Annotated in this window: 20 protein-coding genes and 1 pseudogene; 14 read left to right on the top strand and 7 right to left on the bottom strand. The window is 60.6% G+C overall.

The features are described 5' to 3' along the window. Positions 1-202: 202 nt before the first annotated feature. A complete protein-coding gene (locus VWZ87_RS15790; protein WP_416534595.1) occupies positions 203-1,177 on the top strand; it encodes a DUF2332 domain-containing protein in 975 nt (324 codons plus the stop codon). A gap of 98 nt (positions 1,178-1,275) precedes the next feature. Here VWZ87_RS15790 and leuD read toward each other — a convergent pair whose 3' ends face one another. The 3 genes from leuD to VWZ87_RS15775 are packed head-to-tail and all read right to left on the bottom strand — an operon-like array spanning position 1,276 to position 3,451. Beyond that, the gene (leuD, locus tag VWZ87_RS15785; RefSeq protein WP_416534594.1) at positions 1,276-1,881 is read right to left on the bottom strand and encodes a 3-isopropylmalate dehydratase small subunit; all 606 of its coding nucleotides are present in this window, start codon (positions 1,879-1,881) and stop codon (positions 1,276-1,278) included. A 12-nt stretch (positions 1,882-1,893) separates the two neighbouring features. After that, a complete protein-coding gene (leuC, locus tag VWZ87_RS15780) occupies positions 1,894-3,297 on the bottom strand; it encodes a 3-isopropylmalate dehydratase large subunit (protein ID WP_416534593.1) in 1,404 nt (467 codons plus the stop codon). 55 nt (positions 3,298-3,352) lie between these two features. Next, positions 3,353-3,451 carry an isopropylmalate isomerase gene (locus VWZ87_RS15775; protein WP_241770621.1) on the bottom strand — a complete coding sequence of 33 codons (99 nt, stop codon included), beginning with the start codon at positions 3,449-3,451 and terminating at the stop codon, positions 3,353-3,355. Positions 3,452-3,687: 236 nt separating this feature from the next. Between VWZ87_RS15775 and VWZ87_RS15770 the strand changes: the two genes are divergently transcribed. The 3 genes from VWZ87_RS15770 to rlmH all read left to right on the top strand — a co-directional run bounded on the left by VWZ87_RS15770 (position 3,688) and on the right by rlmH (position 6,226). Continuing rightward, positions 3,688-5,088 carry a mechanosensitive ion channel family protein gene (locus VWZ87_RS15770; RefSeq protein WP_340546749.1) on the top strand — a complete coding sequence of 467 codons (1,401 nt, stop codon included), beginning with the start codon at positions 3,688-3,690 and terminating at the stop codon, positions 5,086-5,088. 214 nt (positions 5,089-5,302) lie between these two features. Next, positions 5,303-5,671, top strand: a complete 369-nt coding sequence (gene rsfS, locus VWZ87_RS15765) for a ribosome silencing factor (RefSeq protein WP_340546750.1) — start codon at positions 5,303-5,305, stop codon at positions 5,669-5,671. Between the two features lie 84 nt (positions 5,672-5,755). Further along, positions 5,756-6,226: a 23S rRNA (pseudouridine(1915)-N(3))-methyltransferase RlmH gene (gene rlmH, locus VWZ87_RS15760; protein ID WP_416534592.1), complete on the top strand. Its 471-nt coding sequence runs from the start codon at positions 5,756-5,758 to the stop codon at positions 6,224-6,226. Positions 6,227-6,272: 46 nt separating this feature from the next. Here rlmH and VWZ87_RS15755 read toward each other — a convergent pair whose 3' ends face one another. Together VWZ87_RS15755 and VWZ87_RS15750 are read right to left on the bottom strand one after the other, a co-directional pair. Beyond that, entirely contained in the window at positions 6,273-6,641 is a 369-nt protein-coding gene (locus VWZ87_RS15755) for a hypothetical protein (RefSeq protein WP_416534591.1), read from the bottom strand. A 36-nt stretch (positions 6,642-6,677) separates the two neighbouring features. Next, on the bottom strand, positions 6,678-7,430 hold the full coding sequence (locus VWZ87_RS15750; RefSeq protein WP_416534590.1) for a DUF599 domain-containing protein: 753 nt from the start codon (positions 7,428-7,430) through the stop codon (positions 6,678-6,680). Between the two features lie 91 nt (positions 7,431-7,521). On the opposite strand from VWZ87_RS15750, the gene VWZ87_RS15745 reads away from it, so the two are divergent. The 5 genes from VWZ87_RS15745 (at position 7,522) to VWZ87_RS15725 (ending at position 13,165) form a co-directional block, all read left to right on the top strand. Beyond that, positions 7,522-8,970: an FAD-linked oxidase C-terminal domain-containing protein gene (locus VWZ87_RS15745; protein ID WP_416534589.1), complete on the top strand. Its 1,449-nt coding sequence runs from the start codon at positions 7,522-7,524 to the stop codon at positions 8,968-8,970. A gap of 86 nt (positions 8,971-9,056) precedes the next feature. Beyond that, positions 9,057-10,157, top strand: a complete 1,101-nt coding sequence (locus VWZ87_RS15740) for an FAD-binding protein (RefSeq protein WP_416534588.1) — start codon at positions 9,057-9,059, stop codon at positions 10,155-10,157. A 3-nt stretch (positions 10,158-10,160) separates the two neighbouring features. Beyond that, positions 10,161-11,495, top strand: coding sequence for a glycolate oxidase subunit GlcF (gene glcF, locus VWZ87_RS15735; protein WP_340546756.1), 1,335 nt, complete (start codon positions 10,161-10,163; stop codon positions 11,493-11,495). A gap of 128 nt (positions 11,496-11,623) precedes the next feature. After that, complete coding sequence (locus VWZ87_RS15730) at positions 11,624-12,463, top strand: trypsin-like serine peptidase (protein ID WP_416534587.1); 840 nt, start codon at positions 11,624-11,626, stop codon at positions 12,461-12,463. Between the two features lie 243 nt (positions 12,464-12,706). Then, on the top strand, positions 12,707-13,165 hold the full coding sequence (locus VWZ87_RS15725; protein ID WP_340546757.1) for an Hsp20 family protein: 459 nt from the start codon (positions 12,707-12,709) through the stop codon (positions 13,163-13,165). A 91-nt stretch (positions 13,166-13,256) separates the two neighbouring features. Here the strand turns inward: VWZ87_RS15725 and VWZ87_RS15720 are convergent. Both VWZ87_RS15720 and VWZ87_RS15715 read right to left on the bottom strand, forming a co-directional pair. Beyond that, positions 13,257-15,447, bottom strand: a pseudogene (locus VWZ87_RS15720) (esterase-like activity of phytase family protein). A 135-nt stretch (positions 15,448-15,582) separates the two neighbouring features. Then, positions 15,583-17,058, bottom strand: coding sequence for an NAD-dependent succinate-semialdehyde dehydrogenase (locus VWZ87_RS15715; RefSeq protein WP_416536888.1), 1,476 nt, complete (start codon positions 17,056-17,058; stop codon positions 15,583-15,585). 202 nt (positions 17,059-17,260) lie between these two features. Here VWZ87_RS15715 and VWZ87_RS15710 point away from each other — a divergent pair, with 202 nt between their 5' ends. The 5 genes from VWZ87_RS15710 to VWZ87_RS15690 all read left to right on the top strand — a co-directional run bounded on the left by VWZ87_RS15710 (position 17,261) and on the right by VWZ87_RS15690 (position 22,566). Beyond that, positions 17,261-18,046 (top strand): alpha/beta hydrolase, encoded by a 786-nt coding sequence (locus tag VWZ87_RS15710; protein ID WP_340546760.1) that lies wholly within the window; start codon positions 17,261-17,263, stop codon positions 18,044-18,046. A 260-nt stretch (positions 18,047-18,306) separates the two neighbouring features. Continuing rightward, positions 18,307-19,515 (top strand): aminopeptidase P family protein, encoded by a 1,209-nt coding sequence (locus tag VWZ87_RS15705; RefSeq protein ID WP_416534585.1) that lies wholly within the window; start codon positions 18,307-18,309, stop codon positions 19,513-19,515. A gap of 351 nt (positions 19,516-19,866) precedes the next feature. Further along, a complete protein-coding gene (locus VWZ87_RS15700) occupies positions 19,867-20,619 on the top strand; it encodes a CDP-alcohol phosphatidyltransferase family protein (protein ID WP_260079953.1) in 753 nt (250 codons plus the stop codon). 18 nt (positions 20,620-20,637) lie between these two features. Further along, entirely contained in the window at positions 20,638-21,264 is a 627-nt protein-coding gene (locus VWZ87_RS15695; RefSeq protein ID WP_340546762.1) for a class I SAM-dependent methyltransferase, read from the top strand. A 219-nt stretch (positions 21,265-21,483) separates the two neighbouring features. Continuing rightward, positions 21,484-22,566: a hypothetical protein gene (locus VWZ87_RS15690; protein WP_416535296.1), complete on the top strand. Its 1,083-nt coding sequence runs from the start codon at positions 21,484-21,486 to the stop codon at positions 22,564-22,566. Positions 22,567-22,829 lie beyond the last annotated feature (263 nt).

Genomic DNA, 22,829 nt, shown 5'->3' with positions numbered 1-22,829 from the left:
ACTTTGGGTTGCAGACTGGTGCCGGTTTGCATCAGTTGCATATCTTGAGTTGCAATTAAAACAATGGCTTATCGAGTTCTGCACAAGATATTGTGGAATGTCAGCCGTAAAGGGCTAGTAGAATCGTTTCACGGGACGAGGGGGCGCAGCTCAGTCCAGTCAGCGCACTGACAACCGCCGCACCGATCTGACCGGGGGAGCCATGACCAGCGAGATTGCCGCACGTTACACCAGATTCGCGCAGGTGGAGGCGGCAGGTCGGTCGCTGATTTACGAACGGCTGGCATTGCAGGTGGCCCGCTCGCCGCGCTGTCTGGCGTTCCTGTCAGCGCTCCCTGCGGATCGCCAGCAACCGAATCTGCTGTTCGCGGCACTGCGTTCGGTTACAGGCGATATCCCATGCGATGACCGGCTGGATAGGGCAATCCACGAGCAGGGGGATGATATCGCAGCCGTGATGCTGTGCCGGACAACCCAGACGAACGAGCCGGGACGCTGTGCGGTCCTGTTGCCCGTATTGGCCCAGATTACGGGACCGATTGCCCTGATTGAGGTCGGAGCATCCGCAGGGCTTTGTCTGTTGCCGGACTACTATGGCTATGATTGGGAACGTTATCAGCTGCCGCCGTCGCAGCAAATCGGGGTTCGTGCCCCTGTGATGATCTGCAATGCGTCACCCGGTACACCTTTGCCGCGGGCGCATCCCGAAATCATCTGGCGCGCGGGGCTGGATCTGAACCCGCTTGATGTCAATTGCGAGGCGGATGTCCGCTGGCTCGAACACCTGATATGGCCCGAACATCAGTCGCGCCTCGACAGGCTGCGCGCCGCTATCGCCGTTGCCAGGAAGGCTCCTCCGTCGATTGTCGCCGGGGATCTGACCCAGGATCTGCCTGCTCTAATTGCCAAGGCACCTTCCGAGGCGACGGTTGTCGTCTTTCATACAGCGGTGGTGACTTATGTTGCCGATCAGGGCCAGCGCGACGCCTTCGCGGAAATGATGTTGAACAGCGGGGCGATCTGGATCAGCAACGAGGGTACGCGCGTCTTCCCGCAGTTTGCGGACCGGGCGGGACCGGTGCGGGACAATATGTTTCTGCTGACGCAGAATGGCCATCCGCTGGCCTGGACCGGCCCGCATGGCCAGGTGATCGAGTGGCTGCCAGAAAATCGTTGAAACCTCGAGTTTGCCGATTTTCGCCCGCGATCCGCCTCATGGAAAAAGCCGCCCATGCGGGGCGGCTTTTCTGTGCATAGTCGGTTTGAACCGTCGGGTCAGACCCAGGGGCGCTCCTGCGCGGCCTTGTCTTCAAAGCTGGCGATGGACGCGGATTTTTCCAAGGTCAGGCCGATATCATCCAGCCCGTTCAGCAGACAGTGCTTGCGGTGAACGTCGACTTCAAATGCGACGACTTCGCCGTCGGAGGTGGTGATTTCCTGTGCTTCCAGATCCACGGTCATACGGGCATTCTCACCCTTCTCCGCGTCCTTCATCAGCAGATCAACCTGCTCCTGCGGCAATACGATGGGCAGGATCCCGTTTTTGAAGCAGTTGTTGTAGAAGATGTCCGCAAAGGAGGTCGAGATCACGCATTTGATACCGAAATCCTTGATCGCCCAGGGCGCATGTTCGCGCGAGGAGCCACATCCAAAGTTGTCGCCTGCAACCAGAATCTCGGCGTTGCGATACTGCGGCTTGTTCAGCACGAAATCCGCAATCTCAGACCCGTCGCGGTTGTAGCGCATCTCATCGAACAGATTCTTGCCGAACCCGGTGCGCTGAATGGACTTCAGAAACACCTTCGGGATGATCATGTCGGTGTCGATATTGACGAGCGGCATCGGTGCGGCGACGCCGGTGAGTTTTTGAAACTTATCCATTGGGCGTATTCCTTACATCAGCTCGCGAATATCGGTCAGCTTGCCGGTCAGCGCGGCAGCGGCAGCCATGGCAGGCGACACCAGATGGGTGCGGCCCTTGTAGCCCTGACGCCCCTCGAAATTGCGGTTCGAAGTGGCGGCGCAACGCTCGCCCTCGGACAGCTGATCGGGGTTCATAGCCAGACACATGGAACACCCCGCAAGGCGCCATTCAAACCCGGCCTCGGCAAAGATCTCGGCCAGGCCTTCCTCCTCGGCCTGAGCGCGGACCAGACCGGACCCCGGTACGATCATCGCACGCATGCCTTCCTTGATCTTCTTGCCCTTCACCACCTCGGCAACAGCGCGCAGATCTTCGATGCGGCCGTTGGTGCAGGAGCCGATGAACACGGTGTCGATTTCGATGTCAGTGAGCTTCTGGCCGGGGGTCAGCCCCATGTATTCGATCGAGCGGCGCGCGGCTTCAACCTTGCCGCCCTCGAAATCCTCGGGGTTCGGCACCACGCCGGTGATCGGCAGCACGTCCTCAGGGCTGGTGCCCCAGGTCACAACCGGCTCGATATCTTCGCCCTTCAGGGTGACGACCTTGTCGAAATGAGCGCCCTCGTCGGTGTAAAGCGTCTTCCACCAGTTGAGCGCCGCTTCCCACTGGGCGCCCTTCGGGGCGTGCGGGCGACCTTTGACATAGTCAAAGGTGGTCTCGTCCGGTGCGATGAGGCCTGCGCGAGCGCCGCCTTCGATTGCCATGTTGCAGACGGTCATGCGGCCTTCCATCGACAGGTCGCGGATCGCTTCACCGCAGTATTCGATGACATAGCCGGTGCCGCCGGCGGTGCCGGTCTCGCCGATCACCGCCAGGGTGATGTCCTTGGCAGTCACACCCGGCTTCAGCTTGCCGGTGATCTCCACCTTCATGTTCTTGGACTTTTTCTGGATCAGCGTCTGGGTGGCCAGCACATGCTCCACCTCGGAGGTGCCGATGCCATGTGCCAGCGCGCCGAAGGCACCGTGGGTGGCGGTGTGGCTGTCGCCGCAGACCACGGTCATGCCGGGCAGGGTCCAACCCTGTTCCGGGCCAACGATATGCACGATGCCCTGGCGAATGTCATCCACCGGGTAGTAATGCACGCCGAATTCGCGGGCGTTCTTGTCGAGCGCCTCGACCTGAATACGGCTTTCCTCGTTTTCGATGCCTTTGGCACGGTCCAGTGTGGTCGGCACGTTATGGTCCGGCACCGCGATGGTTTTTTCAGGCGCGTGCACTTTGCGGCCCGCCATGCGCAGGCCTTCGAACGCCTGCGGGCTGGTCACTTCGTGAACCAGGTGGCGGTCGATATAGAGCAGGCAGGTGCCATCCTCTGCTTCATGCGCGACATGCGCATCCCAGATTTTATCGTAGAGCGTCTTGGGGGACATGAGTCCTCTCCCGTAGTTTTTGGAATGTAGCTGGCAAAAGGGCTTGGCGGCAGCCTTATAGCCGCGCCAGAACCGTGCGGGCGGCGCCAAAGAACCGTTCGCGCAGGCGCGCGCGGTCTTGCAGTTCGATATGATGGGCCAAAACGAGCGTCATGAGCGCTGGGATACCGCGCTACGCCACGGCAATCAAGATTCGTTCTGAGCGGTCAGCCCGTCATGACCGCGCCATTCGCCCGGCGCGCGTCGTGCCAATGGCGGTCAATGAAGCTACTGTCGCCGGGTGGGCGGACCTACCGCGTTGCAAAAACAACCAAATCTTTGACAGGCCTGGCCGCGACCCCTTGCTTTTGGCAGGTCTCTATCGGCATCCTGAGAAGCAGGAGGCGCGTCATGGAAGAACTGGAACTGCCAGCAACGGTGGTCACGCTTTGGGATCAGATCCTGCATGTCGTGGAGTTGGGGCTGACGCCCGGCTGGCGGCAGTATCAGATCGCCATCATCATATGTCTCTTCATCGTCGCCTATGTTCTGAGGCTCGTGACGCAGCCGGGCTGGGACCGCTGGGCCAGATCCAGAAGCGGCTGGCCCAAGTGGCGCTTGCGGGTTCTGGTGCAGGTACTGCGGCGCATCACCCTGATTTACTTCGTTATTCTTTGCTGGGGCACCTATGTCGTCATGCAGCAGATGACCTGGCCCTCGCGAAGTTACCTGATCGGTGTTGCGGCAACGCTGGGGGTGGCCTGGCTGATGATCGGGTTTCTGGCCCGATTCGTGCATAACCGGACATTGCGCCGCCTAGTGACATGGTCGCTGTGGATCTACGCCACGCTGGTCGCGCTCAACCTTGTCGATGACGTGGCGCAGTTCCTCGATGGGGTCGCGCTGGATATCGGGTCCATGCACCTGTCGTTGCTTGCGGTCCTGAAAGCCTGTGTTCTGGGGGCGGTGCTGCTGACGATGGCGCGGCTCGGGACGCAGGCCGCAGCCGGTGGCTTGCGCCGGAACGAGGATATCTCGCCGTCGATGCAGGTCCTGATGGGCAAGGCTGTGCAGGTTGTGCTCTATGGTTTGGCTTTGCTGTTCAGCATTCGCGCCATCGGATTCGATCTTACCGGGCTTGCAGTCCTGTCTGGCGCGATCGGTGTCGGTATCGGTTTCGGCCTGCAAAAAGTGGTGTCGAACCTGGTCTCGGGAATCATCATCCTGATGGACCGGTCGATCAAACCGGGTGATGTGATTTCGCTGGGCGAGACCTTTGGCTGGATCAATGCGCTTGGCGCCCGTTACGTATCCGTGGTGACCCGCGACGGGCGTGAATATCTGATCCCGAACGAGGATTTTATCACCAGCCAGGTGGTCAACTGGTCCCATTCGGACCGATTCGTACGGCTCGATCTGAATTTTGGCACCGGTTACAATGATGACCCGCATGAGGTGCGCCGCGTCGCCATCGAGGCCACAAAAACGGTGGGTCGGGTGCTCAGCGGTGGCAAGCGTGCCCCCGTCTGCCACATCGTCGGCTTTGGCGACAGCAGCGTGGATTACGTCCTGCGTTTCTGGATCAGCGATCCGACCGGCGGTCTGACGAATATTCGCGGCAATGTCTATCTGGCGCTCTGGGACGCCTTTAAAGGCGCCGGAATCTCCATACCTTTCCCACAACGGGAAGTGCGCGTCCTGAACGACGCACTGCCGGTCGCAATGCAGGATACGGAGGCACGTCGGGGCGGCGGCACAGTGGATGGTTCGGGGGCAGGCCCAGAAGCCGCCGCGCGGCCAATTCAGGACTGACATCACCCGGCCGCACGACCATGCGTTTCGCGCTGCTTTCACGCCTGCACAAGACGCATAGCCGCCGACCATCAAGCTTCATTGAAAAACCGCTTGTAGCTTGCTACATTAACTCAACCCCAGCGCCGGGGGACCGGCGGCGCGCTACAAGGAGGACAATGTCCTGTCACCCGAACCTCAGGCGGCCCCAGATGCTGGTCGCGGAGTGGCCGTAATGGCTACCACATCACAGCCAACCAGCGACGAGCTGCTGGCGCGTGTTCTTTCCTCGCTGAATGACGACAAGGCCGAAGATGTTGTGCAGATCGACCTGCGCGGCAAAACGGCTATTGGCGACCATATGGTCATCGCCTCGGGTCGCTCGACCCGTCAGGTGGCGTCGATGGCTGAAAAGCTGGCCGACCGCCTGAAGCAAGACTATGGCATGGTCTGCAAGGTCGAAGGCAAGGACACCGGCGACTGGGTGCTGATCGATACCGGCGATATCATCGTCCATCTGTTCCGCCCGGAAGTGCGCGAATTCTATCAGCTCGAAAAAATGTGGCTGCCCGCAGGCACGTCACCAGCCCAGAGCGAGAACTGATCCAGCGACGGGATCCGGTTCCAAGAGATCGGTCCGCGCAGCTCGTCCTTTGCGTCTGGCGCGGACCCGTATCGAAAGTTCCTCATGCGACTCTACTTCTGTGTGGTCGGGCGCCTCAGGGCCAGCCCGGAAAAGCAGCTGATCGACGATTATATCGAGCGTTTTGACCGTACCGGTCGTGCGCTGGGTCTGGGTCCCTGCCGGATCGTCGAAGTTGAGGACAAGAAAAACGCAGGCATGGCCGCTGAGGCGGAACTGCTGCGCAAGGCAATCCCCAAGGGGGCTGTCATCTGCGTGTTGGACGAGCGTGGCAAGCTGCTCAGCTCGCCGGATTTCTCCAAACGTCTGTCTGATTGGCGCGATACCGGCCGTCAGGATGTTGCTTTTGTGATCGGCGGGGCGGACGGCATTGATCCGAGCCTGCGCGCTGAAGCCGATTTTTCAATTTCATTGGGCAAGATGGTCTGGCCGCATATGCTGGTGCGGGTGCTGCTGGCAGAACAGGTCTATCGTGCCGCAACCATACTGGCGGGCAGCCCCTATCACCGGGTTTAGCAGGCGCATCGCGTCTGGTGCGCAGGCACCGGCCACCGCGCGGTGTTCAGCATGAGGTGCAGGTCAGGCGGAGCGTATATGTTGTCTCAGCCCAGCCGTCGACATTGCAGCGCGCCTGAATGAGGACGCTGTCCAGCCCGTCTGGTATCGCCACACCGGCCAGTGATCTGGTGAATGGCTGTTCGTTGACATGCGGATGCGCCAGTTCCCTCAGGCCCAGCACATTCCCGTCCATATCGAGCACCCGCCAGCCGTCGGTATAGTGACCCCAGCCGGTATCGGGGTGGCGCAGGGTGACGCTGATGCGCCAGCTGCCAGCTGTCTGCTGCGCGACAGCATCAGTTATTTGCGGATCATCGGCCAGCGCCGCCGCAGGCAGGCTTACCGCCACGAGCAAGGCGAAGAGTTTTGTCATGGCGCGAGTATAGGTCCGAAGCCTGCCGCGGTAATGTCACAACTCTGTGTTGGCAGCGGATCCTGAGGGTTCGTTTAAGGGTGGGGTCGCGTTTGCTGGGACCCGCTGCAGAATCTGGCGGGACTGCGAGGCAAACTCCCGCCGATAAAGCACCGCAAAGGTCACGATTGTCGCCGCAACCAGCGCCCATGGTCCGATCAGCCATGCGACGGCGGCGAGCGCGAAATAGGTGGACCGCATGGCGCGGTTGAAACTGCGCGCGGCCGTGATGCTCAGGTCTGCTGCCTGTCGCGCGCGGGGATAGGCACGGGGGTCGGCGTCGGTATTGGGCACAGCGGCCATCAGCACAAAACAATAGCCGAACAGACGATGCGCCCAGACATATTTCAGGAACGCATTGGACAACAGCAACAGCACCAACAGGATTTTGACATCCCAGACAAAGGCAGGCGCGCTCTCCAGATTGAGATCCTGCGCCACACCGGCCAGTTGATCGGTATTGCCGATCAGTGCCAGTCCTCCGCCGATGGCGATCATCGAGGCAGAGGCAAAGAACGCGCTGCCTTGTCGCAGATTTGCGATCAGCTGGGCGTCAAAGATGCGGGGATCACGCTGCACCATCTGAATCATCCAGGCATGGCGGAACTCGGCCATCAGGCCAGAGACCGAGGGATGCTCCGAAGTGGCGTGTTCAATGCGCCAGCCGATGCCGATCCAGCAGAGCATCAACAACAGGCAGGCCGCCAGATCTAGGGGCGAAAACAGGGCGATACGGTCAAGCAGTGTCATGGCTCGACCCTACCTCCGGAACTCGGGGCTTGCCAGATCGGATAATTGGTAATATTAGTTTACCAAATTTAGAAATCCACAGGAGAGCCCCATGGAGATGCCAGCCCCGGATCAGACCGTCCTGTCGCGCAAGGCTGAACTTGTTTCGCGTCTTTCTGCTGTGTTGCCTGCGGATGCGCTGGTCGAAGATCCCGCAGCGACGCGGGCCTACGAATGTGATGCGCTGACCGCCTACAAATGCCCGCCGATGCTGGTGGTGCTGCCGCGGAGCACGCAAGAGGTCTCGGATGTGCTGCGGATCTGCCACGAGGCAGGCGTGCCGGTGGTCCCGCGCGGGGCCGGGACGTCGTTGGCCGGCGGGGCGCTGCCAACGGCCGATTGTGTCCTTCTGGGCGTCGCGCGGATGAACGCGGTGCTGGAAACGGATTACGACAACCGCATTATCCGGGTGCAAACCGGCCGCACCAACCTGAGTGTTTCGGGCGCGGTGGAGGAACAGGATTTCTTCTATGCTCCTGATCCGTCCTCGCAGCTGGCCTGCGCCATCGCCGGCAATATCGCGATGAACTCCGGTGGCGCGCATTGTCTCAAATACGGTGTGACCACCAACAACCTCATGGGTGTCACCATGGTGATGATGGATGGCACCGTGGTCGAGATCGGCGGCGCCCATCTGGATGCGGGCGGGCTGGATCTGCTGGGTGTGATCTGCGGCAGTGAAGGGCAGCTGGGCGTGGTGACCGAGGCGACCCTGCGGATCCTGCGCAAACCCGAAGGCGCGCGCCCGGTGCTGATCGGTTATGACAGCAACGAGGTGGCGGGGGCCTGCGTCAGCGATATCATCAGGGCAGGGGTTCTGCCGGTTGCGATCGAATTCATGGACCGGCCCTGCATCGAGGCCTGCGAGGCCTTTGCCAAGGCGGGTTACCCGATGTGCGAGGCGCTGTTGATCATCGAGGTCGAAGGTAGCGACGCGGAAATTGACCTCCAGCTGAGCCTGATCACCGAGATAGCCCGTTCGCACAATCCGGTGGAGCTGCGCGAGGCGCGTGACAGCGACGAGGCCGCGCGGATCTGGCTGGGCCGAAAATCGGCCTTCGGGGCGATGGGGCAGATCAACGACTATATGTGTCTGGATGGCACGATCCCTGTCACCGCGCTGCCGCTTGTCCTGCGCCGCATTGGGGAAATGAGCCGGGAGTTCGGACTGGACGTCGCCAATGTGTTCCATGCGGGCGATGGCAATATGCACCCGCTGATCCTGTTCGATGCCAACAAGCCCGGCGATCTGGAGACCTGCGAAGCCTTTGGCGCCGAAATCCTGAAGCTCTGTGTGGAGGTGGGCGGATGCCTCACCGGAGAGCATGGCGTGGGGATCGAAAAGCGCGATCTGATGCTGCATCAGTACCGGCCCGCCGATATCGAGGCGCAGCTGCGGGTGAAAGATGTGTTCGATCCTAAATGGCTGCTCAACCCGGCGAAAGTGTTCCCGCTGTCCACGACGCAAAGCAGACGCGCGCCCGCAATCGCGGCTCAGTAACAGATGGTAGTCGACAGGCCCCGATGTGGGCCTGTTGCGGGGGCCTTGCCCCCACACCCCCAGAGTATTTTTGAAAAGGTGAAATCATGACACCTCAGAGTGAGGCCGAACTGGCCGAGATTATTGCGGGGGCCAAGGGGCCTTTGAGTATCCGAGGCAGCGGCACCCGTGGTATCGCCGACAACGGCGCGCCGCTGTCGGTCGCGGGGTTGAGCGGTGTCACCCTTTACGAGCCGGGAGCGTTGACGCTTGTTGTGCAGGCGGGCACACCGGTTGAGGAGGTGAAGCAGATCCTGGCAGGTGAAAACCAGCGCCTCGCCTTTGAGCCGATGGACCATCGCGGACTGCTTGGAACTGACGGTGCGCCCACTATGGGCGGTGTGTTTGCCGCCAATATCTCCGGTCCCCGCCGCATCCAATGTGGTGCGGCGCGCGATTTCCTGTTGGGGGTCCGGTTTGTGGACGGCCGCGGTGACGTGCTGAGCAACGGTGGCCGGGTCATGAAGAATGTCACCGGCTATGATCTGGTCAAGCTGATGGCCGGTGCCCATGGCACCCTGGGTGTGTTGAGTGAGCTGTCGTTGAAAGTCTTGCCCAAGGCTGAAGCCTGCGGAACCGTGGCGGTTGACGTCGCCGATCTGGCAACAGCAGTGGCGGCCATGTCGGTTGCGCTGGGCTCTCCTTATGATGTGACCGGGGCCGCCTATGATCCGGATGCGCGAAGGGCCTATATCCGGCTTGAGGGGTTTGAGGCCTCCGTTGCCTACCGTGCCGAAGCCCTGGCGAAGGAGTTGGCTGGATTTGGCGCCCCGGAGATCTCTCTTGGTGAGAGCACCGCATTGTGGGAGGGGGTTCGCGATGTGGCAGCTTTCCACGACAAACCGGGCGATGTCTGGCGTATTTCGGTGAAACCCTCCGACGCGGTGGCGCTGGCGCCCGCACTGCGGGCGGAGGCTTTGCAGTTTGACTGGGGCGGCGGGCTGATCTGGGCGCTGGTGCCCGAGGGGACTGACCTGCGGGCGCGGATCGGCGTGCCAGGCCATGCAACGCTGGTGCGGGCGTCTGCTCAAACCCGGCAGCAGCTGGGACAATTTCATCCGCAACCTGCCACGCTTGGCGCGATATCTGCGGGGCTGCGCCAGCAGTTCGATCCGCGCGGCATTCTTAATCCGGGACTGATGGGGTAGATCATGCAAACCACGTTTACCGAAGAGCAACTGCGCGATCCCGGCACCCAGCGGGCCAATGAGATTCTGCGGACCTGTGTGCACTGCGGCTTTTGCACGGCGACCTGCCCGACCTATCAGGTTCTCGGCGATGAGTTGGACAGCCCGCGCGGACGGATCTATCTGATCAAGGACATGCTGGAGAACGAGCGCAAGCCCGACGCCAAGACGGTGAAGCACATCGACCGCTGCCTGTCCTGCCTCGCCTGCATGTCGACCTGCCCGTCGGGTGTGCATTACATGCATCTCGTCGATCACGCCCGTGCCTATATCGAAAAACACTATGACCGGCCCTGGAGCGATCGTGCCCTGCGCTGGCTGCTGGCGCGGATTCTGCCCTATCCCGGCCGCTTCCGGCTGGCGCTCGTCGGGGCGAAGCTGGCACGGCCGTTTCGTGCATTTGTGCCCGACGCGCGATTGCGGGCGATGCTGGACATGGCGCCGAAGCGCATTCCGCCGGTCAGCCGCAACGATGATCCGCAGCGATTTGCACCAATTGGACCGCGCAAGAAACGCGTGGCCCTGATGACCGGGTGCGCGCAGAAGGCGCTCAACACCGATATCAATGATGCCACGATCCGCCTGTTACGCCGTCTCGGCTGCGAGGTTGTCGTCGCCGAAGGGGCGGGGTGCTGCGGGGCGCTGACACATCACATGGGTCGCGAAGACGAAAGCCATGCCACCGCTGCCAAGAACATCCGCGCCTGGTGCACAGAGATGGACTGGAAGGGCCTCGATGCGATTGTGATCAACACCTCCGGTTGCGGCACGACGGTGAAAGACTACGGGCATATGTTCCGAAATGATCCTCTGGCGGCAGATGCGGCGCGGGTGTCGGCCATTGCCATGGACATATCGGAACTGCTGATGCAGCTGGAACTGCCAGAAGGTGAGGACAAGCAGCTGACCGTGGCCTATCACGCGGCCTGTTCACTGCAACATGGCCAGCAGATCAAAACCCACCCCAAGACCCTTCTGAAACGGGCAGGTTTCTCTATTGTTGAACCGGCGGATCCACATCTGTGCTGCGGGTCGGCCGGAACCTACAATCTGATGCAGCCGGAAATTTCGGCAGAGCTGAAGGCGCGCAAGGTCAAGACGCTTGAGGCGAAGAAACCGGATCTCATCGCGGCCGGGAATATTGGCTGCATGATGCAGATCGGATCGGGTACTGAGCTGCCTATCGTGCACACTGTTGAGCTGTTGGACTGGGCGACAGGCGGGCCCAAGCCGCGCGCGCTCCAGCTGGGCGGTAGCGTCACTGACACACGGGCCGGTGAGATCCCGATCTTGCGCTGACGCGGTCGGCAAGAAGCCGCCGCAGGCGCTAAACTGCCCGGGTGCATTCCACGTCCGGTTGCCGTAATTTTGCCCCAAGCAGTGCTTACCCTCGGAGGCGAGCGATTGGGACATGGGGCGGCGAAATGATGAGCGCGGGAATACGGATCAGGCAGCTGGTGCTGTCGCTGGCAGCTGCGCTGTCGAGCGTTGCTGTGCCCTCGGCAACGCTTGCCGATGACAGCCGCCTCCAGCGCCTCGAAACCACAGAGGCGGGCCGTGACTGGCAGGCGGTTGGTCGGCTGGACGTCAATGGCGAAGGGTTCTGTACCGGTGCGCTGATCGCGCCGGATCTGGTGCTGACGGCAGCGCATTGCCTCTATGATCGCGACAGCCGCACCCGGATCGAGCCGCAGACCATCGAATTTCTAGCCGGGTGGCGCAATGGTCGGGCCTCGGCCTACCGAAGCGTGCGTCAGGCGGTGATCCATCCAAGCTACATCTACGATGGCAAGGTGTCGACCGACAGGGTGCGCAACGATATCGCACTCCTGCAGCTGCAGAGACCGATCCGCAACACCACAGTGACCCCGTTTGAAACCGACCAGCGCCCGGAGAAAGGCGCCCGGATTGGCGTTGTCTCTTATGCGCATGACCGATCGGAGGCGCCGTCGCTTCAGGATGTCTGTGCCGTCATGGCCCGGCAGGAGGGGGTGCTGGTGATGTCCTGCGATGTGGACTACGGCTCCTCCGGTGCGCCGGTGTTTTCCTTTGATGCCGGTCGGCCCAAGATCGTGTCGGTCGTCTCTGCCAAGGCCGAGGTCTCAGGCCAGCAGGTTGCGCTCGGGGCCGCCCTGGCTGAGGAACTGGCGCTGTTGCGCGCGCAGCTGGCCGGAAGCCGGATCGGTGGCCAGATGCCGCCCGGTGTCGGGCGTGTAACTGTGGGCGAACGGGGTACGACCTCAGGGGCCAAGTTCATCAAGCAATGAGGTTTCGCGCCGCTGGCCGCAGCCGGTCGGTAGATCGGCGGTTCAGGCGCATTTCGGCGGCTGTCGGCAACCGGATGAAAGCTGAGAAATTTGTGCGCCCCAGAGGGTGGACGCCCTCTTGAACCGGCAATTCCAGTCCTTATCTCAGTGCTGTTCGGATCGCCGATGAACGGGGTCCGACGCTCCAGACGCCCGTCCCGATTGGGAGGGCAGGTTGAAATCGCTCACTGATGAGGATGACACATGCGTAGTTTTGATTTTGCACCGCTGCACCGGGCCACCATTGGCTTTGACCAGATCGCCGACCTTATGGATCGTGCACTCAGCTCTGATGTCGCGCAGCCGAGCTATCCCCCTTACAATATCGAAAAAACCGCCGCTGATGCCTATCGGATCTCGATTGCCGTTGCGGGCTTCTCCGAAGCCGATCTGGGTGTCGAGGTGAAGGAAAACGCGCTCGTCGTTTCGGCCAAGAAATCCGAGGATGACAGCGACCGCACCTACCTGCATCGCGGTATCGCGACCCGCGCGTTTGAGCGCCGGTTCACCTTGGCCGACCACGTGCGCGTCACCGGCGCCAGCCACTCCGACGGGATGCTGCATATCGACCTGCAGCGCGAGGTGCCCGAGGCGCTGAAACCGCGCCGGATCGAGATCACCTCAAACAAGACCCGCGAATTGGACGCCAAACCGGTCAACTGATCCGCGCTGATCGCTGAGTTCGGACAATCCAGAAACACAACAGCCCCCCGGATCCGCCGGTGGGTTGTTTGATATTGTGTCGGGAGTCGGCTCAGTTCACCTTGAGCTGGCTGACCATCCCGATGGAGAAGAACATCGTCTCGCCGGAGGCATCATCGACGCCGTCGTTGTCCGTCACGACAAAGCCTTCTCCCTCGGCAGTGATCGCGAGGCCTTCGACCTTGTCCAGCACGTAGCCACCGGTTGTGGTCAGATCGGGCAGCAGATCGCGGACCAGCTCCTTGCTGACAACCGGCAGATCGCCGCCCAGCGGTGCAGGCTGCATCTCAGCCAGCGGAATGCGGTAGATCTTCTTGGTGATGGCGCGGAAATCATGCTGGTTGTCGCGTTCGATCACATAGACATAATCGCCATGCGCCACGATCTCCGACAGGCCGGTCCAGCCGGTCTGCGGCTCAGCCTTGGGATAATGGACCGCCCCCCATTCCTTGGTTTCCAGATTGTAGGCCACAAGTTTGACGTGGTTCTTGGGATCGTCTTTCCACTCGCGCTGAACCGCCATCCAGAGCGTCTCGCCGATCCTGGTGATGCCTTCAAAGCCAAAGCGTTTTTCAACCGCCATCAGTTCGGCGGGCAGACCGATTTCACCCGTCTTTGCCTTTATCAGACCATCCTTGGAAACGTGATAGATCGCGTGCGGGATGACGCGATCGCTGCGGCCTTCGGAGGCCACGTAAAAGCCGCCTGCGCCGTCAAGCGTAATGCCTTCCAGATCCAGTTTCTGGGCGGGGTTGCCGTCTTGCCGATGGATGCGGATCACATCGACGATGCGGGCCGGTGTCTGGCTGGGGTCAATCTTGAAGATCGAGGGCTGGAAGCCATAGAAACTGTCGTTGACCGCGTAGATCATGCCGTCGGCATCCGCGACCATGCCCGATAGCGCGCCCCAGCCGATCAGTTCATCCGCCCCGGCAGAGGTCAGATGCGGATAGACCGGCGCGCCATCCTGTAGCGCGTACATCATCACGTGGGCGCGGGGGCCCTTGTCGTCGATCAGGTCCTTTTCATTGGCGGAGACCAGCAGATTGCGCTCAGGCAGTACAGCGTAGCCTTCCGGGCCGACGCCCGAGGGCAAGAGCTGTGTCAGCACCGGGTTGGCCAGATCGCTGACATCGTAGACGCCGACAACAGACGCCCGCTCAGCCCCGACAAATACATAGGGTGTACCGTCGAACTCCGCGAAGATCACGCTTTCGGGTTCCACTCCTTTGGCGTCAGAGCGTTTGTCAGGGTAGTGGCCGATCTGCACGATTGCATGTTCGAAGGAAGTGCCACTGTCATAGACGACGGTGCCGTCCTTGTTAAAGATCGTCCAGCCGCGCGATCCGCCCTGATAGTCGCCTTCGTTTGCGGTGGCGAAATGGGCGTCATCAATCCAGGTCACCGCATCCGGTTCGCGCAGGCGACCCTTCTGGTTCTCTTCAAAAATCAGTGCACCGCGTTCGTCCGTGGCGTCGATACCCTCCAGATCGACAGCCCCTGCCGAGAAATGGCTCACGATCTCGCCGTCCCTGGAGACGATCACCAGATGATTGTTCTCCTGAAGGGTGACGACGGTTTCCCCCAGCCCATTCACAGAGACATACTCTGGTTCCGGGTCCTCGCCTGCGATGTCAGCAAGGCCTGTCAGGTTCACCATCTTCATCGACGCGCAATCAAGGCCTCCCTCGGTGGTATTCACCAGCACCAGATTGCCCGCAGGCATCTGCGGCAGCATACCATCATTCAGATCCTCGTCCCGCTCGTTTTTCGATCGCCACGGCGAGGAAGGCGCCATCCTTGGACTTGGCGAGTGAATCCGGCTGACCACCCAGGTCGCAGGATCCGGTTTCAGCGCCTGTTTCCGTGTCAAAGGATGTCAGCAGACCCGAGGGCTGCGTGTAGCTCTCAGAGGTGTTCACGCCCACATAGGCCGTGCTGCCAACAACCGCGACCGATGTCGGCTCACCTGGCAGGGCGATATTGCCCTTGGGGGACGGATTGGCCGGGTCGGTGATATCAATCAGCCCCAGCGCGCCCAGCGGGCTGTCGGTATAGACCAGCGTCATGCCATCCGCTGTGGCGTCGATGATCTCGGGCGAGGTCTCGCGCGTCTGATCCTCACCGGCGGCCATATTCTGGACGACGGGAAAGGCGGCGACGCGGTTAAAGGATTTTTCTGCCTGGGCGACACCAGCGGTGAGGGCCAGCACAGAAGTCAGGCACATGAGGCGCGGAAACATCGGCTACTCCGAAAATTGGACAATTGACTGCCCATGCTCCTGCCCGTTCTGCCTAACGGGAATGTGACGGTTCGATGTAGTTTTGATGATGCAAGAAGGCCCCGACAGCGATCTGCCGGGGCCCTATGTTGCGGATCAGATCGACATGCAGATGTATTTCATCTCCAGATAGTCCTCGATGCCGTGGTGGCTGCCCTCTCGGCCCAGTCCCGATTGCTTGACGCCGCCAAACGGCGCCACCTCGGTCGAGATGATGCCGGTGTTAACGCCGACAATCCCGTATTCGAGCGCTTCGGCCACCTTGTAGACCCGGCTCAGATCCTTGGCATAGAAATAGGAGGCAAGGCCAAAGATGGTATCATTGGCCATCTCGATCACGTCGTCCTCGGTCTCGAATTTGAACAGAGGTGCCATCGGGCCAAAGGTTTCGTCCTGAGAGAACACCATATCCTGTGTGGCGCCGGTGATGATCGTCGGCTCAAAGAAGGTGCCGCCCAGCTCAGAAGGATTGCCGCCCAGGATCACCTCTGCGCCTTTCTCCTTGGCATCGGCAATATGTGCCTGCACTTTTTCAACAGCTTTCTGGTTGATCAGCGGCCCGAACTGTGTGCCCTCACTCAGGCCATCACCAACCGTCATCTTGGCCACGGCCTCCTTCAGCTTGGCAGCAAAGGCGTCATAGACACCGGCCTGCACGTAGATCCGGTTGGCACAGACACAGGTCTGGCCGTTGTTGCGGAATTTGCACATGATCGCGCCTTCGACAGCCGCGTCGAGATCGGCATCGTCAAACACGATAAATGGCGCGTTGCCGCCCAGTTCCATCGAACATTTCATGACGGTATCTGCCGCCTGCCGCATCAGGATACGACCAACCTCGGTGGAGCCGGTAAAGGTCAGCTTGCGCACGGCTTTGTTCTCGCAGAACTCCTTGCCGGTCTCAGACGCATTGGAGGAGGGGACGACATTGAACACACCAGCAGGAATGCCGGCGCGCTCCGCCAGAACCGCCAGAGCGGTCGCCGACAGCGGGGTAAGCTCGGCGGGGCGGGAGACAAAGGCGCAGCCAGCCGCCAGCGCCGGGCCCGCCTTGCGGGTAATCATCGCATTGGGAAAATTCCACGGCGTGATCGAGGCTGCAACGCCGATCGGCTGTTTCAGAACGGTGATGCGCTTGTCACGCTGGTGGCCCGGAATAGTCTCGCCATAGATACGTTTGGCTTCCTCGGCGAAAAACTCGATGAACGATGCGCCATAGGCGATTTCGCCGCGCGATTCCGCCAGAGGCTTGCCCATCTCGGCGGTCAGGATCACCGCCAGATCCTCCTGGTTTGCCATCATCAGGTCGAACCATTTGCGCAGCACGCCCGCGCGCTCCTTGCCGGTCCATTTGGCCCAGTCCTTCTGCGCCGCCTCTGCCTGGGCGATGGCGCCTGCCACCTGGCTGCGGCTGACATCGGCCACCTGCGCGATCACATCGCCACGGGCCGGGTTGATCACGTCAAAGGTGCCGTCGTCGCCATCAACGAACTGGCCGCCGATATAGGCCCGGCTTTCCAGCAGGCTGGGGTCTTTGAGCAGGGATTTCAGATCTGTAGTCGCGTCAAGCATGGCTTGCCTCCCGGATGTCGTTTGCTGGGAATGGAAATCAGCTGTCACTTGATATGTCCAGAAAGAGTGATGAGTCCAGAATTTGATCAAATATACCGGCGGTATGTGGCTCGCTATTGCGCCGCCGGTTGCCGTGGGCCGTTTGACATGTCCGACCCAAGGTAGTCAGGTAGGGCAAATACCAAAAAAGGGGAGGTCCGGCATGGAACTGGACGACGCATATTCCAACGGGGCCTATATTGAGAACGCTGAAAGCTATCCGCCACGCTGGGCGGCCTCGGCCGAGGATTTCCGCAACGCCATGCGGGAGCGGTCGCGTATTGACGTCTCCTATGGGGACAGCGAACGCCAGAAATATGACCTGTTCTTCCCGAAAGGAGAGAGCAGGGGTCTCCTTGTCTTTGTCCATGGCGGCTATTGGCTCGCCTTTGACAAATCCAGCTGGTCCCATCTTGCGGTCGGGGCGCTGGCCCATGGCTACGCTGTCGCCATGCCCTCTTATGACCTCTGCCCCGAGGTGCGCATTGCCGATATCACCCGCCAGATTGCGGCGGCGGTGACGGCCATTGCAGCAGAGGTGCCCGGCCCGATCTCGCTGGCCGGGCATTCGGCCGGGGGGCATCTGGTGGCGCGGATGCTGGACAGGGCGCTGCTGCCCGCCGAGGTCGGGGAGCGCATCCAGACGGTCGTGCCGATTTCGCCTCTTGCGGATCTGAGACCGCTTCTGCGGACCTCAATGAACGACAAGTTCAAGATGGAGGCAGCCAGTGCGGCGGCGGAAAGCCCGGTGGATATGCAGGACCGCTATCGGGCGGAGGTCACCGTCTGGGTTGGCGGTGAAGAACGCCCGGCGTTTCTGGATCAGGCGGTCTGGCTCACCGAAGCCTGGGACGCAGATCACGTGATCGCCTTCGGCAAGCACCATTTCAACGTGGTCGAACCGCTGGCCGATCCTGAAAGCGATCTGGTGAAGCTGCTGACCAGGTAGCCGATCCGAAAGATCGCGATAACCGGGCCGCAGAAATTTGCGGCCCTTATCTTTCCAGGGGGCGTTTCGGCAGCCCGTGTTGAGGTCGCTTTTGGGCGATAGCTGGTGATTTCGAACCAGCGCCGTGATGACGCTCGGCCTATCGTGGTGTCACGGGTAAGGCGATGGCGTCGCCGCATGCACAGCATATTGCCCATGATTGATCTCAAAAAACACGTCCTGAACGCCGGGACCTTTCTTGTAAGATGGAAGGGTCGACTATGACTTCACGTCCTGAAATGTATCGTTTTCACAATGGTGAAAAGGCACCGCTGCAATTTGCCGTCTCCGAATATGAGACGCGGATCGCAGGCCTGCGCAAGATCATGGCAGACACCGGTGTGTCCGCCGCGGTCTTCACCTCGATGCACAACATCTCTTATTATTCGGGCTTCACCTATTGCGCCTTTGGCCGCCCCTACGGTCTGGTGGTGACCGCAAGCGAAGCCGTAACCATCTCGGCAGGTATCGACGCGGGCCAGCCCTGGCGCCGTTCGTTCTGCGACAACATCACCTATACCGACTGGCAGCGTGACAATTTCTGGCGTGCCATCAAGTCGGTGAGCGGCGAGGGCGTGGTGGTCGGCTATGAGAGCGACCACCTGACCCTGCTGCAGAAGGCCAAGCTGGAGGGCTTCCTGAAGCCGTCACAGCTGGTGGACCTTTATGAGCCGACCATGCGCCAGCGGATGGGCAAATCCGCAGCTGAACTGGAGATGATCCGGGCCGGTGCTGCGGTGGCGGACGTCGGCGGCTTTGCCATCCGCGACGCGGTCAGGGAAGGCGCGCGGGAGATTGACGTGGCGATGGCGGGCCGTGACGCGATGGAGCTGGAGATTGCCAAGCGTTTCCCGGATGCCGAATACCGCGATACCTGGGTCTGGTTCCAGTCCGGCATCAACACCGATGGCGCCCATAACCCGGTGACCGGTCGCACCCTGCAGCGCGGAGATATCCTTTCCCTGAATACTTTCCCCATGATTTCAGGATATTACACCGCGCTGGAGCGGACCATGTTCGTAAAGGAGGTGGATGCCGACTCGCTGCGCATCTGGGAGGCCAATGTGGCGGCTCATGAGCTGGGCATCTCGCTCTTGAAACCGGGGGCAAGCTGTGCGGAGATCACTCATCAGATCAATGCCTTCTTTGAGGAACAGGACCTGCTGCAATACCGCACTTTCGGCTATGGTCACTCGTTCGGCGTCCTGTCGCACTACTATGGTCGCGAGGCCGGGCTGGAGCTGCGCGAGGACATCGACACGGTGCTGGAGCCGGGCATGGTGATTTCTATGGAGCCGATGCTGACCATCGCCGACGGCCAGCCGGGCGCCGGCGGCTACCGTGAGCATGACATCCTGATCATCCACGAGGACGGCAACGAGAACATCACCAAATACCCCTACGGGCCGGAGTTCAACGTCGTCGGCTGATCCCGGCGCTGGATGGGCTGAAATATTGTCGGCAGGCGAGTGCTCCCGCCTGCTCCCCGCCTCCCGAAGGGAGGCCGTCCCAGTTGGGCGTGGCACCGTGCAAGGCACGGTGCCACATCGCACTTTCGAAGGTCTCCCCCGATCTGAGAGCGGCGGGGTGCCGCGCGTCTTCGCTGCGGGTGGCGGATGATCCTGTCGTCAGACCGGACCGGTGTGTCGCAAAGATTGCGCTGGCGTCCGGCATGAGGCATATGTGCGCTAAGGCGACATCTGATCCAGCGATCACGCCCGGTTCCCGGCTTATGCGGGGCTGCGGTGGATCCCGGTCGTGAACAAGGACATATCACAGCCATGCACCACCCCCCGGAGAAGCGAAAATCCGAATATGCGCTGATCCAGCTGTTGCCGAACATGATGACCATCGCGGCCATCTGTGCGGGGCTGTCTGCGATCCGCTTTGGGGTGCAGGGCAACTACACGCTGGCGGTTCAGCTGATCCTGGCGGCTGCGATCCTTGACGGGTTTGACGGGCGTCTGGCGCGTATCCTGCGCAGCGACAGCAAGATGGGCGCTGAGCTCGATTCGCTGGCGGATTTCCTCAACTTCGGCGTCGCCTCACCGCTGGTGATCTACTATTGGGCATTGCAGGATATGCGCGGCCTCGGCTGGCTCGCGGTGCTGGTGTTCTCGGTCTGCTGCGTGGTGCGTCTGGCGCGCTTTAATGTCTCCACCAAGTCCGAGCAGAAAGTCACCGCAAAAAGCGTCTATTTCGAAGGCGTCCCATCTCCGGCGGGGGCGCTCCTGGCCATGCTGCCGATGTTCATCTCATTTGCCTTCGCCGACGCGCCGGTGGTCCCGGACATTCTCATTTGCCTTCACATGGTTGTCATTGGATTGCTTATGATCAGCCATGTGCCAACCTGGTCGCTGAAGGCTGTCAAAATTTCGCGCGAAAACGTGAAGTACTTTCTGGTCGGTTTTGCCTTTGCGGGGGCAGCCGTCCTGATTTACGCATGGATTACGTTGGTGATCCTGTGCCTTGGGTATGCCGCGATGGTGGCCTGGGGATTGGTTAAGAGGAAAACGCCGGAGACCGGCGCATAAAAGAGTAAGGGTGGAGAATTGGATATAAAGGCTGTTGAAACGTCGTATGCCCGTTGGGCGCCCGTTTATGACAAGACCTTCGGGGCGATCACCAATGTCGGCCGCCGCCGCGCTGTTGGTTACGTCAACGAACATCGCAGCGGTCGGGTTCTGGAGGTGGGCGTTGGCACCGGCCTCTCTCTGCCGCTCTACAAATCCCACCTGAAAGTCACCGGTATCGACTTCAGCGAAGACATGCTGCGCAAGGCGAAAAAACGTGTCGCCGAAAACAAGCTGCATCATGTCGAGGCACTGCGCCAGATGGATGCGCGCGCGCTCGATTTCCCCGATGCCACCTTCGACACCGTTTCTGCCATGCATGTCCTGTCGGTTGTGCCCGATCCAGAGAAGGTGATGGGCGAGATTGCCCGTGTCCTCAAGCCCGGGGGCAAGGTTGTCATCACCAATCATTTTCTGCGCGAACAGGGGGTGCTGGCCTTCATTGAACGGGTTTCGGCGCCCTTTGCCAATGTGCTGGGCTGGCATTCGGATTTTGAACTCGACACGATCCTCGGTGAAGATCATCTGTCCGTGGAGCATCATCAGCCCTTGCCGCCCTTTGGCCTGATGACGTTTCTGGTGCTGTCCAAAATTCAGTCCGTCTGAGTTGCTATGCCGCACGGTGGGGGCGTCATCTGACGTCAAAGACCGATCGGGGAGCCGGTCGGTCTTTTCATTGCGGGGTGGCTCTGCAAAACTATCGCCAACCGGCCTGATGTCTGGTGCCTGATGACGGCATGGCAGTCGGGTTTTCTTTATCCGGGGGATGTAAATTATGTTCACATTCCCCATATGACACATAAGACATTGCAGAAAGGGCACTTTATGAGCCAATCACAATTTGACGAGATGGTACGCGCCTCCCAGGACAAGGTGCGCGAGTCGCAATCCAAGATCGAGGCGCTGACCTCGCGCATCGAGGTTGCGCGTAGCAAGATCGAGGCGGGCGAGGATGCCAGCATCGACATTGAGAACGCAACGCTGGACGACGTGCACGCCCATACTGAGGTGATGAATGCCAATATCGCCGAGCTGATCATGGGGCTGGATGATGTGACCACCGCGTTCTCCAAGGATTTCGACGAGATGCGTTCGAAAACCGGCTGGGAGAGCTTTGTTGGCTTTTTCAGCCGTGGCAAATCGGATTCGATGCGCCAAGAACGGATGCGCACGGCCAGTATCGACGACAAGCTGCAGGACCTGATTGCCAAGTCTGACGTGATCGTAAAACTTCTGGAGGGTCAGCTGGCGACGCTGGAAGATCAGCGTGAAAAGGTGCAGGTGAACCTGTCGGCCACATTGGACGACCGCGAATTCACTGTGCAAGAGCTAGAGGCGGTTCGCGCCGAGATTGTGGCCCTGGACCCCCAGATCATTGAGCTGGAAAACAAAATCTCGGTTGAGCAGGACGCGGCCGCGCGCACCAAACTAGAGACCGAGCTGGCGGATCTGAATGCGAAATATAACGCGATGGTGCAGGATGAGCAGGTGAAGCTCGCCAAGTCCCAGACGCTGGAGCGCTACATCGAGAAGGGCAAGACCTGGGTCGACTCCCTGCAAAACCAGGCAGCGACGCAGATGGTGCTGATCAACAAGCTGCAGACGGACACCCAGCAGCGAGTGGTGCTCTATGACGCGCTGACCAAATCGCTGAAGACCGCGCAGCAGCAGGATGTGGCGCACCGGATCAACGAGATCGGCGTACAGACCGACAAGGAAGCCCAGACCGCGATGGCCGCAATCGGCACCGCCACCAACCAGAAGATGGCTGACATGCTGGAAAGCCACGAGGACAACATGGTGTTCGCCCGCGACGTGCTGGAGAAGAAGGCCAAGGCCGATGAACGCTTTGCCCGCCGGTTCGCGGCGATTGTCGAGAAGCACGATAAGAACCTGTATGGGGGGTGATGTACCGAAGACGGTCTCTGCTAGGTGATGCCAGACCGGGTTCCCGGGAAACGCGGCTGAAAAAGCGATTTCTGATCAGCGCCGTCGTGACCGGTTTTGCTGCGGCGTGCTTCTTTCTCGTTGGTTTCATCCGATTTGGAAGCTGGAGCCTTTGGTTAACTATTGGCCTATTGGGGTCTTTGGAGCTGTTGCGGGGAATAAGGTATCTGCTGCGAGTGTTCAGCTTTTGGATGCCGGGCCTGTCTATTTGGTACGCGCGATAT

This window comes from Phaeobacter sp. JH20_37 (genome assembly GCF_048056015.1).
GTDB classification, from domain to species: domain Bacteria; phylum Pseudomonadota; class Alphaproteobacteria; order Rhodobacterales; family Rhodobacteraceae; genus Phaeobacter; species Phaeobacter bryozoorum.
The sequence above is the reverse complement of the archived record's forward strand: the minus strand, read 5'-3'. Positions and strand labels throughout refer to the sequence as shown.

Coding starts and splice junctions, on each gene's coding strand:
- rsfS (WP_340546750.1), top strand. CDS start 5,303: ATGGCTACCACATCACAGCCAACCAGCGACGAGCTGCTGGCGCGTGTT.
- rlmH (WP_416534592.1), top strand. CDS start 5,756: ATGCGACTCTACTTCTGTGTGGTCGGGCGCCTCAGGGCCAGCCCGGAA.
- VWZ87_RS15790 (WP_416534595.1), top strand. CDS start 203: ATGACCAGCGAGATTGCCGCACGTTACACCAGATTCGCGCAGGTGGAG.
- VWZ87_RS15710 (WP_340546760.1), top strand. CDS start 17,261: ATGGAACTGGACGACGCATATTCCAACGGGGCCTATATTGAGAACGCT.
- VWZ87_RS15725 (WP_340546757.1), top strand. CDS start 12,707: ATGCGTAGTTTTGATTTTGCACCGCTGCACCGGGCCACCATTGGCTTT.
- leuD (WP_416534594.1), bottom strand. CDS start 1,881: ATGGATAAGTTTCAAAAACTCACCGGCGTCGCCGCACCGATGCCGCTC.
- VWZ87_RS15700 (WP_260079953.1), top strand. CDS start 19,867: ATGCACCACCCCCCGGAGAAGCGAAAATCCGAATATGCGCTGATCCAG.
- VWZ87_RS15715 (WP_416536888.1), bottom strand. CDS start 17,058: ATGCTTGACGCGACTACAGATCTGAAATCCCTGCTCAAAGACCCCAGC.
- leuC (WP_416534593.1), bottom strand. CDS start 3,297: ATGTCCCCCAAGACGCTCTACGATAAAATCTGGGATGCGCATGTCGCG.
- VWZ87_RS15740 (WP_416534588.1), top strand. CDS start 9,057: ATGACACCTCAGAGTGAGGCCGAACTGGCCGAGATTATTGCGGGGGCC.
- VWZ87_RS15755 (WP_416534591.1), bottom strand. CDS start 6,641: ATGACAAAACTCTTCGCCTTGCTCGTGGCGGTAAGCCTGCCTGCGGCG.
- VWZ87_RS15775 (WP_241770621.1), bottom strand. CDS start 3,451: ATGACGCTCGTTTTGGCCCATCATATCGAACTGCAAGACCGCGCGCGC.
- VWZ87_RS15770 (WP_340546749.1), top strand. CDS start 3,688: ATGGAAGAACTGGAACTGCCAGCAACGGTGGTCACGCTTTGGGATCAG.
- VWZ87_RS15750 (WP_416534590.1), bottom strand. CDS start 7,430: ATGACACTGCTTGACCGTATCGCCCTGTTTTCGCCCCTAGATCTGGCG.
- VWZ87_RS15690 (WP_416535296.1), top strand. CDS start 21,484: ATGAGCCAATCACAATTTGACGAGATGGTACGCGCCTCCCAGGACAAG.
- glcF (WP_340546756.1), top strand. CDS start 10,161: ATGCAAACCACGTTTACCGAAGAGCAACTGCGCGATCCCGGCACCCAG.
- VWZ87_RS15705 (WP_416534585.1), top strand. CDS start 18,307: ATGACTTCACGTCCTGAAATGTATCGTTTTCACAATGGTGAAAAGGCA.
- VWZ87_RS15745 (WP_416534589.1), top strand. CDS start 7,522: ATGGAGATGCCAGCCCCGGATCAGACCGTCCTGTCGCGCAAGGCTGAA.
- VWZ87_RS15730 (WP_416534587.1), top strand. CDS start 11,624: ATGAGCGCGGGAATACGGATCAGGCAGCTGGTGCTGTCGCTGGCAGCT.